Source organism: Micromonospora sp. NPDC005173, from assembly GCF_040608515.1.
Classification (GTDB): domain Bacteria; phylum Actinomycetota; class Actinomycetes; order Mycobacteriales; family Micromonosporaceae; genus Micromonospora.
In genome coordinates this window covers 86,044-99,975 of sequence record NZ_JBEXIK010000016.1, presented here as the reverse complement: position 1 = coordinate 99,975, position 13,932 = coordinate 86,044, and the positions used below count along the sequence as shown (strand labels likewise).

The 13,932-nt window shown below is 69.2% G+C and carries 12 protein-coding genes; 9 read left to right on the top strand and 3 right to left on the bottom strand.

The window, feature by feature from the left end:
- The first annotated feature begins 102 nt into the window (after nt 1-102).
- The 5 genes from ABZV00_RS19610 to ABZV00_RS19590 all read left to right on the top strand — a co-directional run bounded on the left by ABZV00_RS19610 (nt 103) and on the right by ABZV00_RS19590 (nt 5,835).
- Nucleotides 103-1,740, top strand: a complete 1,638-nt coding sequence (locus ABZV00_RS19610; protein ID WP_328420296.1) for an ABC transporter substrate-binding protein — start codon at nt 103-105, stop codon at nt 1,738-1,740.
- Nucleotides 1,741-1,889: 149 nt separating this feature from the next.
- A complete protein-coding gene (locus ABZV00_RS19605; RefSeq protein WP_328420294.1) occupies nt 1,890-2,816 on the top strand; it encodes an ABC transporter permease in 927 nt (308 codons plus the stop codon).
- Nucleotides 2,809-3,774: an ABC transporter permease gene (locus ABZV00_RS19600; RefSeq protein WP_355608100.1), complete on the top strand. Its 966-nt coding sequence runs from the start codon at nt 2,809-2,811 to the stop codon at nt 3,772-3,774. The genes ABZV00_RS19605 and ABZV00_RS19600 overlap by 8 nt, the downstream gene beginning before the upstream one ends.
- Nucleotides 3,775-3,800: 26 nt before the next feature.
- The gene (locus ABZV00_RS19595; RefSeq protein WP_355608213.1) at nt 3,801-4,829 is read left to right on the top strand and encodes an ABC transporter ATP-binding protein; all 1,029 of its coding nucleotides are present in this window, start codon (nt 3,801-3,803) and stop codon (nt 4,827-4,829) included.
- Nucleotides 4,822-5,835, top strand: a complete 1,014-nt coding sequence (locus tag ABZV00_RS19590; RefSeq protein ID WP_355608097.1) for a dipeptide ABC transporter ATP-binding protein — start codon at nt 4,822-4,824, stop codon at nt 5,833-5,835. The genes ABZV00_RS19595 and ABZV00_RS19590 overlap by 8 nt, the downstream gene beginning before the upstream one ends.
- A 141-nt stretch (nt 5,836-5,976) precedes the next feature.
- Here ABZV00_RS19590 and ABZV00_RS19585 read toward each other — a convergent pair whose 3' ends face one another.
- The gene (locus tag ABZV00_RS19585) at nt 5,977-6,390 is read right to left on the bottom strand and encodes a chorismate mutase (protein ID WP_355608094.1); all 414 of its coding nucleotides are present in this window, start codon (nt 6,388-6,390) and stop codon (nt 5,977-5,979) included.
- 301 nt (nt 6,391-6,691) lie between these two features.
- Between ABZV00_RS19585 and pcrA the strand changes: the two genes are divergently transcribed.
- Together pcrA and ABZV00_RS19575 are read left to right on the top strand one after the other, a co-directional pair.
- On the top strand, nt 6,692-9,097 hold the full coding sequence (gene pcrA / locus ABZV00_RS19580; protein WP_355608091.1) for a DNA helicase PcrA: 2,406 nt from the start codon (nt 6,692-6,694) through the stop codon (nt 9,095-9,097).
- Nucleotides 9,098-9,256: 159 nt separating this feature from the next.
- Entirely contained in the window at nt 9,257-9,724 is a 468-nt protein-coding gene (locus ABZV00_RS19575; protein ID WP_355608088.1) for an NUDIX domain-containing protein, read from the top strand.
- A gap of 1 nt (nt 9,725) precedes the next feature.
- On the opposite strand, the gene ABZV00_RS19570 is transcribed toward ABZV00_RS19575, so the two are convergent.
- On the bottom strand, nt 9,726-10,487 hold the full coding sequence (locus ABZV00_RS19570) for a M23 family metallopeptidase (RefSeq protein ID WP_355608085.1): 762 nt from the start codon (nt 10,485-10,487) through the stop codon (nt 9,726-9,728).
- A 273-nt stretch (nt 10,488-10,760) separates the two neighbouring features.
- Nucleotides 10,761-11,468, bottom strand: coding sequence for a M23 family metallopeptidase (locus ABZV00_RS19565; RefSeq protein ID WP_328420280.1), 708 nt, complete (start codon nt 11,466-11,468; stop codon nt 10,761-10,763).
- Nucleotides 11,469-11,913: 445 nt separating this feature from the next.
- Here ABZV00_RS19565 and ABZV00_RS19560 point away from each other — a divergent pair, with 445 nt between their 5' ends.
- Nucleotides 11,914-12,318: a cobalamin B12-binding domain-containing protein gene (locus tag ABZV00_RS19560; protein ID WP_252420090.1), complete on the top strand. Its 405-nt coding sequence runs from the start codon at nt 11,914-11,916 to the stop codon at nt 12,316-12,318.
- Between the two features lie 433 nt (nt 12,319-12,751).
- A complete protein-coding gene (gene sucC / locus ABZV00_RS19555; protein WP_355608080.1) occupies nt 12,752-13,930 on the top strand; it encodes an ADP-forming succinate--CoA ligase subunit beta in 1,179 nt (392 codons plus the stop codon).
- The last annotated feature ends 2 nt before the right edge of the window (nt 13,931-13,932 follow it).

Here is a 13,932-nt window from a genome sequence, read left to right as displayed (position 1 = left end):
GGTCCCGGCGACCCGCGCCCCGGGGTGGTCGGGCGGTGTCACCCCCAGACGTGCGTGAAACCCACGACGGAACCAGGTCTTAGAAAGAGGAGGCCCCTCGGAATGAGAGTCTCGAAGCGGGCGACGAGCGCAATCGCGCTCAGCGCGGCTGCCGTGCTTGTCGCGAGCGGTTGCTCGAGCGGTGACGGTGACGGCGACGCCGCCACCAGCACGGACGGCTCGATCGTCATCCACGGCGTCCAGCCGGAGAACCCGCTGGTCCCGTCGAACACCACGGAGACCGGCGGCGGCAAGGTCATCGACTGGCTGTGGACCGGCCTGGTCGAGTACCCCAACGACGGTGGGGCCCCGCGCAACGCGCTGGCGGAGTCCATCGACACCAAGGACTCCAAGGTCTTCACGATCAAGATCAAGAAGGGTACCAAGTTCCACGACGGTACCGAGGTGAAGGCGAAGAACTTCGTCGACGCCTGGAACTGGGCCGCCTACTCGCCGAACGGCGCGCAGAACGGCACCTTCTTCTCGGACATCGCTGGCTTCGACCAGACCTACACCTCGGACCCGGACGGCGAGGGCCCGCAGAAGGCCCCGGCGCCGACGGCCGAGAAGATGTCCGGTCTGAAGGTCGTCGACGACCAGACCTTCGAGGTCACCCTCGCCGCGCCGACCGCGGTCTTCCCGACCAAGCTCGGCTACAGCGCCTTCATGCCGCTGCCGGACGTGTTCTTCACCCAGAAGCCCGAAGAGTTCGGCAAGAAGCCGGTCGGCAACGGCCCGGTGAAGTTCGTGTCGTGGGAGGACAACGTCCTCATCAAGCTGACGCGCTTCGACGACTACAGCCTGCGCGACAAGATGAAGCTCAAGGACGTCGACGTCAAGCTGTACCAGGACGAGTCGGCTGCCTACGCCGATCTGCTGGGCAACAACCTCGACTTCATGGAGGTTGTCCCCACCTCGGCGCTCGCCGGTGACAAGTGGAAGACCGACCTCGGCGAGCGGGGCCTGTCGACCGTGACGCCGTCGACCGCGCTGATCGCGTTCCCGACCTACGACAAGCGCTTCCAGAACCCGAAGCTGCGTCGTGCCGTGTCGCTGTCGATCAACCGGCAGGAGATCTCGGACAAGATCTTCTTCGGTACCCGCAAGCCGGCCGACAGTTGGGCGAACCCGCTGACCCCGGGCGCCAAGCCGGGCAACTGCACCGCCTGCAAGTTCGACGCCGCTGCGGCCAAGCAGCTGCTGGCCGAGGCCGGTGGCTTCACCGGTGAGATGGTCTTCTACTACAACGCCGACTCCAGCCACAAGGACTGGATGGACGCCGTTGCGCAGCAGGTCAAGACCAACCTCGGCATCGAGGCTCGCGCCGAGGGCGTGCCGACCTTCGCGGTCTTCCGCCAGAACATCAACGCCCACAAGATGACCGGCCCGTACCGTGCCGCCTGGCAGCAGGACTACCCGGACGTGGAGAACTGGGTCAACCCGCTCTACGTGACTGGTGGCTCCTCGAACGACGGTCTGTACAGCAACAAGGAGGTCGACGCCCTGGCGAAGCAGGCCAGCGCCGCTCCGAGCCTGGAGGCCTCGCACGAGGCGTTCTCCAAGGCGGTTGAGCTTGTCGACCAGGACGTCCCGAGCATCCCGATCTACTTCTACGGCCAGCAGTCCGGCCACTCGGAGAAGATCAAGAAGCTCGAGCTGAACAACGTCGGCGAACTCGACATCACCTCGGTCGAGCTCTGATCCGAACGGTCTGACCCCGGGTCGGGCTCGCCACATCCGGTGAGCCCGACCCGGGGCCGTTCCGCGAGTGGGTGTTACAACACTTCACTCGCCACGTTGTCACCACCGTGTCGGCCGTCCGACGCGCCCCCTGTCTGGAGGACCACCCCATGGGCCGTTATCTGTTGAGACGGCTGCTCCAACTCGTGCCGGTCTTCATCGGCACGACGTTCCTGATCTACGCCCTCGTCTGGGCCGTCCCGGGCGATCCGTTCGCCGGCAAGTGCGGTGAGCGCCGCTGCCCGGACCAGTACATCGCGTTCATGACCGAGAAGTACCACCTGGACCAGAACGTCTTCGTGCAGTACGCCAACTACATGAAGAACCTTCTCCAGGGCGACTTCGGTCAGACGTTCTCGCAGCGCGAGATCAGCGACATCATCATGACGTCGTACCCGAACACCCTGAAGCTGGCTCTGGTGGCGCTCACCATCGAGGCCGTGATCGGCCTCGGCGCCGGCGTGCTGACCGGTCTGCGCCGCAACGGCTTCCTGGACAACCTGGTCCTGGTCTCCACCCTCTTCCTCATCGCGTTGCCGGTCTTCGTCGTCGGCTTCGTGCTCCAGTGGCTGCTGGGCGTGCAGTGGGGCATCATCACGCCGACCGTCTCGTCCGAGATGCGGATCTCCGAGCTGATCGTGCCGGGCTTCGTGCTCGGTAGCGCGTCAGTGGCGTACATCGCCCGGGTGGCGCGAACGAGCATCGCGGAGAACCGCCGCGCCGACTACGTGCGTACCGCCATCGCCAAGGGCCTGCCGATGCGCCGGGTGGTGGGCGTGCACCTGCTGCGCAACTCGCTCATCCCGGTGGTCACCCTGCTCGGCACCGACCTCGGTGCCCTGATGGGCGGCGCGATCGTCACCGAGGGCATCTTCGGCATCAACGGAATCGGCCGCCAGGTCTTCCGCGCGATCGTCACCAAGGAAAGCGCTACCGTGGTAGGGATCGTCGTCGTCCTGGTGCTGGTCTATCTCGTGATGAACCTGGTGGTTGACCTGCTCTACGCCGCCCTGGACCCAAGGATCCGCTATGAGTGACCCGAGTACCGCATCGATCGTCAGCACCCCTCCCGCCCAGGCCGACGTCGTCGCCCCCACCGGGGCGGGGCTGCCGCAGAGCAACGAGAAGCCGCGTGGCCTGCTCGGTGACGCGTGGCGGGACCTGCGGCGCAAGCCGCTGTTCTGGATCTCGGCCACGCTGATCGTGATCTTCCTCCTGATGGCGGCCTTCCCGCAGCTGTTCGCCCCGGGCGACGCGGTCAACGGCACGCTGTCCCGGAGCCTCAACAAGCCGTCCGCCGAGGGCTGGTTCGGTTACGACGTGCAGGGCCGGGACGTCTACGCCCGGGTCATCTACGGTGCGCGCGCCTCCATCGTGGTCGCCGTGCTCTCCGTGATCGGCACCCTGCTGGTCGGCGGCGCCATGGGCATCATCTCCGGCTACCGCGGTGGCTGGGTGGACGGTCTGCTCAGCCGGATCGCCGATGTCTTCTTCGGCCTGCCCTTCGTGCTCGGCGCGATCGTCATCCTGACCACGTTCAACGGCTCGGGCTCCGGCAACAGCAAGGCCCAGATCATGGGCCTGGTGATCGCCTCCCTGATCGTGCTGAGCTGGCCGGTCGTGATGCGGCTGATGCGCTCCTCGGTGCTCGCCACCAAGGAGGCCGACTACATCGTCGCGGCCCGCGCGCTGGGTGCCGGCACCGGCCGGATCATCCTCAAGCACCTGCTGCCGAACTGCCTGGCCCCACTGCTGGTCTACGGCACGATCATGGTCGGTTCGTTCATCGGTGCCGAGGCCACCCTGTCGTTCCTGGGCGTCGGCCTGAAGTCGCCGGTGGTGTCCTGGGGCATCATGATCAGCGACGGGCAGCAGTTCATCCGGGTCGCGCCGGGGCTGGTGTTCTTCCCCGCCGCGTTCCTCGTCACCGCTGTGCTGAGCTTCGTGATGCTCGGTGAGGCGGTCCGCGAGGCCCTCGATCCGAAACTCCGCTAGGGGAGATCCAGTTGTCCGACATTCTCGTGTCCGAGCAGTCCGCGCCGGGAACCGGCGGGTCCGGACGTCCCTCTGGCCGGCTGCTCGAGGTCGACGACCTGCGGGTGGAGTTCCGTACCCGGGACGGCGTCGCCAAGGTCATCAACGGGGTCACGTACCACGTCGACGCGGGGGAGACCCTCGCCGTGCTCGGCGAGTCCGGCTCCGGTAAGAGCGTCACGGCGCAGACCATCATGGGCATCCTCGACACCCCGCCCGGGTTCGTCACCGGCGGGAAGGTCCGCTTCCACGGCAAGGACATGCTCCGCATGTCCGACGAGGAGCGGCGCCGCATTCGCGGTGAGGGCATCGCGATGATCTTCCAGGACGCGCTCTCCGCGCTGAACCCGGTCTTCACCGTCGGGTTCCAGATCGCCGAGCAGTTCCGGGTCCGGCGGGGCATGGGTCGCGCGGACGCCAAGAAGCGCGCGATCGAGATGCTCGACCAGGTCAAGATCCCGAACGCCAAGAGCCGGTTCAACAACTATCCGCACCAGTTCTCCGGCGGTATGCGGCAGCGCGCGATGATCGCGATGTCGCTGGCGCTCGACCCGGAGGTGCTGATCGCGGACGAGCCGACCACCGCGCTCGACGTGACCGTGCAGGCCCAGATCATGGACCTGCTCGCCGAGCTCCAGCGTGAGCGGCAGATGGGCATGATCCTGATCACCCACGACCTCGGCGTGGTCGCCGACGTCGCGGACCGGATCGCGGTCATGTACGCGGGCCGAATCGTCGAGGAAGCCGACGTGTACGACCTGTACGCCAAGCCGGCGCACCCGTACACGATGGGCCTGATCGACTCCATCCCGCGGATGGACGAGAAGGGGCAGCAGCTCCGGACGATCAAGGGCCTTCCGCCGAACCTGATGAACATCCCGCCGGGCTGCCCGTTCAACCCGCGCTGCCCCATGGCTCAGCCGGTGTGCCGGGAGAAGGTCCCGCCGCTGCTGCAGGTGGGTCACGCTCGGGCCAGCGCCTGCCACTTCGCCGAGGAGCTGGTGAACCGTGTCTGAGAACATCATCGAGGTCCATGACCTGGTCAAGCACTACCCCGTCACGCAGGGTGTGGTGTTCAAGAAGACCGTCGGTCAGGTCAAGGCGGTCGACGGGGTCTCGTTCGGTCTGCGTGCCGGTGAGACGCTCGGCGTGGTCGGTGAGTCCGGCTGCGGCAAGTCGACCCTCGCCCGGGTACTGATGAACCTGGAGAAGCCGACCGCCGGCAGCGTGGTCTACAAGGGCCAGGACATCTCCAAGCTCTCCGGTGGTGCGCTGCGGCGGCTCCGCCGGCAGATCCAGCTGGTGATGCAGGACCCGTACACCTCGCTGAACCCGCGGATGACGGTCGGTGACCTGATCGGTGAGCCGTTCGAGATCCACCCGGAGGTGGCGCCGAAGGGCAGCCGTCGGGGCAAGGTCAAGGAGCTGCTCGACCTGGTCGGGCTCAACCCGGAGCACATCAACCGGTACCCGCACCAGTTCTCTGGCGGTCAGCGCCAGCGCATCGGCATCGCCCGCGCGCTCGCCCTGCGGCCCGAGGTGATCGTCTGTGACGAGCCGGTGTCGGCGCTGGACGTGTCCATCCAGGCCCAGGTGATGAACCTGCTGGAGCAGCTGCAGTCCGAGTTCGGGCTCTCGTACATCTTCATCGCGCACGACCTGTCGGTGGTCCGCCACCTCTCGGACCGGGTCGCGGTGATGTACCTCGGCAAGGTCGTCGAGATCGGCACCGAGGACGAGATCTACGAGCGGCCGACCCACCCGTACACCCAGGCGCTGCTCTCCGCGGTGCCGGTGCCGGACCCGACGCAGCGGAACAACAAGACGATCATCCGGCTCACGGGTGACGTGCCGTCGCCGATCAGCCCGCCCTCGGGCTGCCGGTTCCGGACCCGCTGCTGGAAGGCGCAGGACGTCTGCGCCGAGCAGGTCCCGCTGCTGGAGATCCGGCAGACCTCGGACCACCCGAGCGCCTGCCACTTCGCGGAGCGGCGCGAGATCGTCGCCACTCACGAGGCGTGAGTCACCGGAACCGCCTGCCGACGTCACCACGACGACGGCAGGCGGTTTCGTTTGTCCGTGGCCCTGATCGGGCCGCTCCCGCGCTGGCGGGCCGGCGGGGGTGTCGGGCCGGTCCGGCGCCCGGTGGGCCGCCGGAGCGGCTCACAGCGGGCCGCGGCCCGCGCGGAGCAGCAGCAGCGCCAGTTGGGTGCCGTCGGCGCCGAGTGCGATCCGGAAGCGCTCCAGGATCTCCCGTTCCCGGGAGAGCACCAGGCGGGTGCCGCCGGAGGCCATCCGGGTCGCGCCGACCTCCTGGGACAGCGTGGCCCGCTCGTGCCACAGCGCGATCAACGCGTGGTCGATCTCGTCGATCCGTTCCCTGATCTGCACGATCCGCGCGGCGGCGGCCGGCTCCGCGGTGCCGGTCCGTGCCTCGGCCGGCCCGCCGCCCTCGGCGACCCCGGCGTCCTCGGCCGGCGGCGTCGTCGCCGCCACCGGCTCGCTCCCGTTCACCGGGGGCTGCTCCGCCCCCGGTCGGGCCGGGCCGCCGTTCTGCTCCGCCACGTCTGTCATCATCGGGTACCCCTCGCACTGTGGTGCCCGGTGCCCGGATCCCGGGACGAAAAAGCCCCGGACTCCAGGAGCCCGGGGCTTTTCGCAGGTCTGATCGATCAGGCGCGACCTACGGCTGCCGGACTCCCGGTGCCGTAGTAAAAGTAGTAGCGCTGAGCGAACACGCCGTCGAGTATGCCCATGCCGCCCGCCCGTGCGCAAGCGGTTCGATCGGACGGCACGGTGCGGCGACGGGGGAGACGGCGCGAGCCACGACACCGCGCGGTCGGGAAGTGTCTGCCCGGCGGCATAGACTTGCTGGGCGATGCATCCTCTCTTCGACATCCCCGCGTCCCCGCCTGCGCCGGAGTCCGCGCCGGCTCGCCCGGACCGGCCCCGGCCGTCCGCCGTCCGCCTCGATCCGCAGCAGCTGCTCGCCGGGCTGAACGGGCCGCAGCGCGACGCGGTCACTCATGCCGGCTCGCCGCTGTTGATCGTGGCGGGCGCCGGTTCCGGCAAGACCCGGGTGCTCACCCACCGGATCGCCTACCTGCTCGCCGCGCGGGACGTGCACCCCGGGGAGATCATCGCGATCACCTTCACCAACAAGGCCGCTGGCGAGATGAAGGAGCGGGTGGCCGCGCTGGTCGGCCCGCGGGCCCGGCTGATGTGGGTGTCGACGTTCCACTCCGCGTGTGTCCGGATCCTGCGCGCCGAGCACGAGCACGCCGGCCTCAAGTCCACGTTCTCGATCTACGACGCGGACGACTCCCGCCGGCTGATGCAGTTGGTCGCCCGCGAGCTGGACCTGGACCCGAAGCGCTACCCGGCGCGTGGGCTGGCCGCCCAGGTCTCCAACCTGAAGAACGAGCTGGTCGACCCGGAGCAGTTCGCGGCGGGGGCCAAGGGGCCCAACGAGCGGGCGCTGGCCGAGGCGTACACGCTCTACCAGCGGCGGCTGCGCGAGGCGCACGCACTGGACTTCGACGACCTGATCATGACCACCGTGCACCTGCTCCAGTCCCACCCGCACGTCGCGGAGAGCTACCGCCGCCGGTTCCGGCACGTCCTGGTCGACGAGTACCAGGACACCAACCACGCGCAGTACACGCTGATCAAGGAGTTGGTCTCCGGCACCGAGGGGCTGGACCCGGCCGAGCTGTGCGTGGTCGGCGACGCCGACCAGTCGATCTACGCGTTCCGGGGCGCGACGATCCGCAACATCCTGGAGTTCGAGCGGGACTTCAGCAACGCGCGGACGATCCTGCTGGAGCAGAACTACCGCTCGACCCAGACCATCCTCAACGCGGCCAACGCGGTGATCGACCGGAACACCTCCCGCAAGCCGAAGCGGCTGTGGAGCGAGGCCGGCGCCGGCGAGCGGATCGTCGGCTACGTGGCCGACACCGAGCACGCCGAGGCGGACTGGGCAGCCCGGGAGATCGACCGGCTGGTCGACGCCGACGAGACCCGTCCCGGTGACGTCGCCGTCTTCTACCGCACCAACGCCCAGTCCCGGGTCTTCGAGGAGGTGTTCATCCGGGTCGGCCTGCCCTACAAGGTGGTCGGCGGGGTGCGCTTCTACGAACGCAAGGAGGTCCGCGACGCGCTCGCGTACCTGCGGTCGGTGGTCAACGACGACGACACGGTGAGCCTGCGGCGGGTGCTGAACACCCCGCGCCGGGGGATCGGCGACCGTGCGGAGGCGTGCGTCGAGGCGCTCTCCAGCCGCGACCGGATCTCGTTCGGCGCCGCGCTGCGCCGGGCCCGGGAGGCGCCGGGCATCTCCAGCCGGGCGGCCAACGGCATTACCGACTTCGTGGCGCTGCTCGACGACGCCCGCACGCTGGCCGAGACCGGCACCCCGGAGGAGGTGCTGGAGGCGCTGCTGACCCGCTCGGGTTACCTCACCGAGTTGGAGGAGAGCCTCGACCCGCAGGACGCCGGCCGGGTGGACAACCTCCAGGAGCTGGTCAGCGTCGCCCGGGAGTACACCGAGCGGATCGAGGCGTTGGGCGAGGAGGGGGAGCGGGCCACTCTGGCGGGCTTCCTGGAGCAGGTCGCGCTGGTCGCCGACGCCGACCAGATCCCCTCCGACGACCCCGACCATCAGGGCGTGGTCACCCTGATGACGCTGCACACCGCCAAGGGCTTGGAGTTCCCGGTGGTCTTCCTGACCGGGCTGGAGGACGGCGTCTTCCCGCACCTGCGCTCGTTGGGCGACACCCGCGAGCTGGAGGAGGAGCGTCGGCTGGCGTACGTGGGCATCACCCGGGCACGGCAGCGGCTCTACCTCTCCCGGGCGGTGACCCGCTCGGCCTGGGGGCAGCCGGCCTACAACCCGCCGTCCCGGTTCCTGGAGGAGCTTCCACCGGAGCTGGTGCACTGGGAGCGCACCGAGGGTTCGTACACCTCGTGGGCTGGCGGGGGCGGCGGCGTCGGTGGTCGCGCGGACCGCGTGCCCGGCGGGCGGGGCACCTTCAGCGGGGGCACGCCCAAGGCCGCGCAGTTGGCGAAGCGGCTCGGCGTGGACGCCAGCCGCCTGACCACGGCCAGTGAGCTGCCGCAGGGGCCGAAGGTGGCGGCCGGCGACCGGGTCAACCACCAACGCTACGGGCTGGGACGGGTCGTCGCCGTCGAGGGGCACGGCCCCGGCGCCCGCGCGCAGATCGACTTCGGCGACCAGACGATGTGGCTGGTGCTGCGGCACGCCCCGATCGACAAGCTCTGACCTCGTCGCGCCGAGCCGGAGTCGCCCTCCCACGATTCGCGCTACATCCGGGAAAGAGTGGCCTCCGGAGGTGCTGAGGCCACTCTTTCCCGGATGCCGCGACCGAGCACGCCCGACGTCGAGAGATCACTGATATAGGGTCCGGCGGGAGGTGCGAGGATGAGTTTCCGGCTGGCGGCGTACGCCGTGTGCATCGAGGATGAGCGGGTACTGCTCGCCCGTTACGTACCACCGGCGGGCGACACTCACTGGACCCTCCCAGGCGGCAAGGTCGAGCACGCGGAGGATCCGTTCGATGCGGTGATCCGGGAGGTCGCCGAGGAGACCGGCTGCGACGCGGTGGTCGAACGTCTCCTGGGTGTGGACTCGAGAGTGATCCCCGTTGCCGAGGCGTGGTTGGGGATCGAGCACCAGAACGTCGGCATCTTCTACCGAGTTCGTATCACCGGTGGCGCTCTCCGGCCCGAGCCGAACGGCGAGACCGCCGAGTCGGTCTGGACTCCGATACTCGACGTAGCTCGCCTGCGCCGATCATCGCTGGTAGACATCGGCCTCGCACTGGCGCAGACCCTTCCGGTGACCGGCCACGTCGCCTCCGTCCCGGTCGCCGGTCTCATTCAGCACTGAGTCAGCAGCCCAGGTCGACGCCGCGTGCCCGCATGAACGGCGCCGGGTCGATCTGGTTCCACATGCCCTGGTGCACCTCGAAGTGCAGGTGCGGGCCGGTGGCGTCGCCGGTGGCGCCCTCGTAGCCGATCACCTGGTTGGCCTTGACCTTCTGACCGACGGTGACCGCGATCCGGCTCTGGTGGGCGTAGTGGGTCAGGTAACCGTTGCCGTGGTCGACGAAGACGGAGTTGCCATACCCGTCGGCGGCGTCGCCGGCCTGGACCACCGTGCCGGCGGCAGCGGCGTGGATCGGCGTGCCGGAGGGCAGCGCCAGGTCGATGCCGGCGTGCAGGGTGCCCCAGCGCTGCCCGTAGCAGGAGGTGACCGCAGCGCCCGGCATCGGGTCGACCCAGGCGGGCGTGGGCTTGGTGGTCTTCTTCGGCTTCGGCTTCGCGGTGGCCGTCTTCGTCGGTGTCGGGCTGGCGCTGGCCGTCGACGGGCTCGGTGTCGGGCTGGCCGACGGGGAGACCGGCGCGCTCGACTCACGGGCGGAGCGGTCCGCGCGGCTGGCGGCCTCGGCCCGGGACTGCGCGTCGGCGGAGACGGCGGTGGGCGCCGGACGGTCCGAGCCGGTGGTGGCGACGGCGACGCCGCCCAGGCCGAGGACGACCAGGGCGGCCGCGCCGAGCACGATGAGACGGCTCCGCCGGCCGGCGCGCTGCGGCTGCTCGGTGGCGGTGTCGGGGGTGTTCTCGTTCTGGACGGGGCTGTCTTCCTGCACGGCGGACCTTCACAGTCGAGGGGCACTTGACCTCGAAATACTGGTGTCGGGCCGAGTTGCCCCGGGTACGGGGACCGAGGCGCCGGCCGACGGGCCGAGTGTCACCTGCCCGGATATGGTCCGCTCTGCGTTGTTCCGTCCGTAAAAGTGATCATGCGGGTCGGTGTCACCGGTCACAGTCGGTGCTGTGACCCAGCAGACATCCAGCCGACCCGGGCAACGAAAAACCGCCCGGATCGACAGATCCGGGCGGTCAACGGTCAGTACGCAGCGTCAGGACGCGGCTACCTCGCTGTAGATTGCCTCGACTTGCAGCTTGATGTCCACTCCGCGCTCCTGGAGGAACGGCACCGGGTCGACCGGCTGGCCCTTGACATGGATCTCAAGGTGCAGGTGAGTGCCGTAGGAGTGGCCGGTGTAGCCCACCAGTCCGAGCTGGTCGCCTGCCTTGACCTGCTGGCCTTCCTTGACGCTCAGCGCGGAGGAGTGGCCGTAGATGGCCTCGCTGCCGTCGGCGTGCTGGACGATCACCGCCTGGCCGTACCCGCCATACCAGCCGGCCTTGGTGACCAGCCCGTCGTGGACCGACAGGTACGGCGTGCCCTCGGGGGCGACCAGGTCGACGCCGGTGTGCATCTTGCCCCAGCGCACACCGTAGGGGGAGTTGAAGTCGTAGCCCTGCAGGGGCAGCAGCCAGACGTCGGGCTCGGCGGCGTCCTTGCTCCGGCTGTCCCGGGAGGCGCGGTCGGCGTTGTCGGCACGGGCCGCGGCGTCCTGGCTGGTGGCCGAGGCCTGCTTCAGGTCGTCGAGGACCGACGAGCTGACGTCCTTGGCGTCCGGCATGGCGCCCGCGCCGAGCGCGACGATGCCGGCTCCGACGAACGCGGTGGTGACGACCGCGGCGTAACGGCTACGCGGGGGGGTGGGAACGCGGCGACGACCGCGATATCGATCGGGCTCAGACGACAGGCGCTGGCGCACGCACACCCTCCGTTGTCGGGGTTCCGAGGCGGCCTGTGGACGTTCGTGACGCTCAAGTGAACGTCCGCTGGCCGCGTCGTCACCCGTCCATGGACCTGATGACAACCGTGGACACGTTAGCCAACCACCAGGCGACCCACAAGCCGAAGCGCCGAATTGGCGTGTCGGTCTGTCCGTTTGCGTCCAAGATTGTCACGCATCGTGACGTCGAACGGCGCCCTCGTTACTGCCCGTTCGTCGCCGAGCGTGACCGGTCCGGCGGAGTCGTCCGGCTTGACGGCGGGGACCGTCGAATGCCATCGGTGTACCCGTCCGCACTCCCGGTGATCCCGCCCCGCGACGCCGGTTCGCCGAGCGGGTTTCCGGCCCAGATTTCCCGGGGCCGGTCAGCCGGGTTACCGTTCGTTCAGGTGAAGGCCGTGGAGCCGGTGAAAGGTGTGCGCTGATGAGCTCTCGTATTCGGGTCGTCGTCGCCAAGCCAGGCTTGGACGGCCACGATCGTGGCGCCAAGGTGGTCGCGCGTGCCCTGCGGGACGCTGGGATGGAGGTCGTTTACACCGGCCTGCACCAGACTCCCGAGCAGATCGTGGAGACCGCGATCCAGGAGGACGCCGACGCGGTCGGCCTCTCCGTACTCTCCGGCGCGCACATGACGCTCTTCCGTCGGGTGCTGGAGCTGCTCGGTGAGCGGGATGCCCGGGACATCGTCGTGTTCGGCGGCGGCATCATCCCGAACGGCGACATCCCCGAGCTGGAGAAGCTGGGCGTCGCCAAGATCTTCACGCCGGGCGCCACCACTGCGTCGATCGTCGAGTGGGTCCGGCAGAACGTCGCGCAGCCGGTCGCCTGAGGCGACGCCGGAACGGGTGGTCGGGCGGGTCCGGACACGGGGGAGGGGCCGGACGCACCCCTCACACGTCCGGCCCCTCTATGCACGATGCCCCGCCGCCACCCCTCGACCGACAGGGCATCGGCCGTCTCCCGTCATCGCGCTGAATCAGCGCTCCGACACCTGACTCAACGACGCCCCGACGGGCGGGTTACGCACCCCCGGCAACATCGCCCGGACGGTGGACGCCGCCCGTAACGTGGCCGGAACCGGCCTTGTCTGCTGCCCGGTTGTGCATTACCGCACACCGCGCACCCGCTCGGTTGCCGGCGGTGCCCACCTCGCTAGGCTGCGGCCAATGGCCTGTTTCAAGTGATGACAGGCGTCAAACTGTTTTCTGAACGCTGGTGGCGGCGCGACGGCGCGCCGCGGAGACGGGACGGGACGCGCAATCGTGGACCTGTACGAGTACCAGGGGCGGGACCTGTTCGAGCGGCACGGCTTGCCCGTGTTGGCTGGCGGCGTCGCCACTACCCCGGAAGAGGCCCGCGCGATCGCCGAACGCCTCGGCGGTCGGGTGGTCGTCAAGGCGCAGGTGAAGGTCGGCGGCCGAGGTAAGGCCGGTGGCGTCAAGCTTGCCGAGGGCCCGGATGAGGCGGTGGCCAGGGCCACCGACATCCTCGGCATGGACATCAAGGGTCACACCGTCCACAAGGTCATGATCACGGTGACCGCGGACGTGGCCGAGGAGTACTACTTCTCGTACCTGCTCGACCGGGCGAACCGCACCTTCCTCTGCATCGCCAGCGTGGCCGGCGGCATGGACATCGAGCAGGTCGCCGCCGACACCCCGGACAAGGTGGTCAAGGCCCCGATCGACGCCGTCAAGGGTGTGGACGAGGCGAAGGCCCGCGAGATCGTCACCGCCGCCGGCTTCCCGGCCGAGGTCGCCGACCAGGTGGTCGAGGTGGCTGTCGGCCTGTGGCAGGCGTTCGTCGCCGAGGACGCCACCCTGGTCGAGGTGAACCCGCTGGCCAAGAACGGCGACGGGCGGATGCTGCTGCTCGACGCCAAGATCACCTTGGACGAGAACGCCGCGTTCCGGCACCCGGACCACGAGGCCCTGGTCGACCAGGCCTCGGTGGACCCGCTGGAGCAGGCCGCCAAGGAGAAGGACCTCAACTACGTCAAGCTCGACGGCGAGGTCGGCATCATCGGCAACGGCGCGGGTCTGGTCATGTCGACCCTCGACGTGGTCGCGTACGCGGGTGAGCGGCACGGCAACGTCAAGCCGGCCAACTTCCTCGACATCGGCGGCGGCGCGAGCGCCGCCGTGATGGCCAACGGGCTGGAGATCGTGCTCTCCGACCCGGCCGTGAAGAGCGTCTTCGTCAACGTCTTCGGCGGCATCACCGCCTGCGACGAGGTCGCCAACGGCATCATCCAGGCGCTGGCCCTGCTGGAGCAGCGTGGCGAGCAGGTCACCAAGCCGCTCGTCGTCCGTCTCGACGGCAACAACGCCGAGGCCGGCCGGGCGATCCTGGACAGCGCGAACAACCCGCTCGTGCAGCGGGTGGACACCATGGACGGTGCGGCCGAGCGGGCCGCCGAGCTGGCAGCTGCGGGGGTCTGATC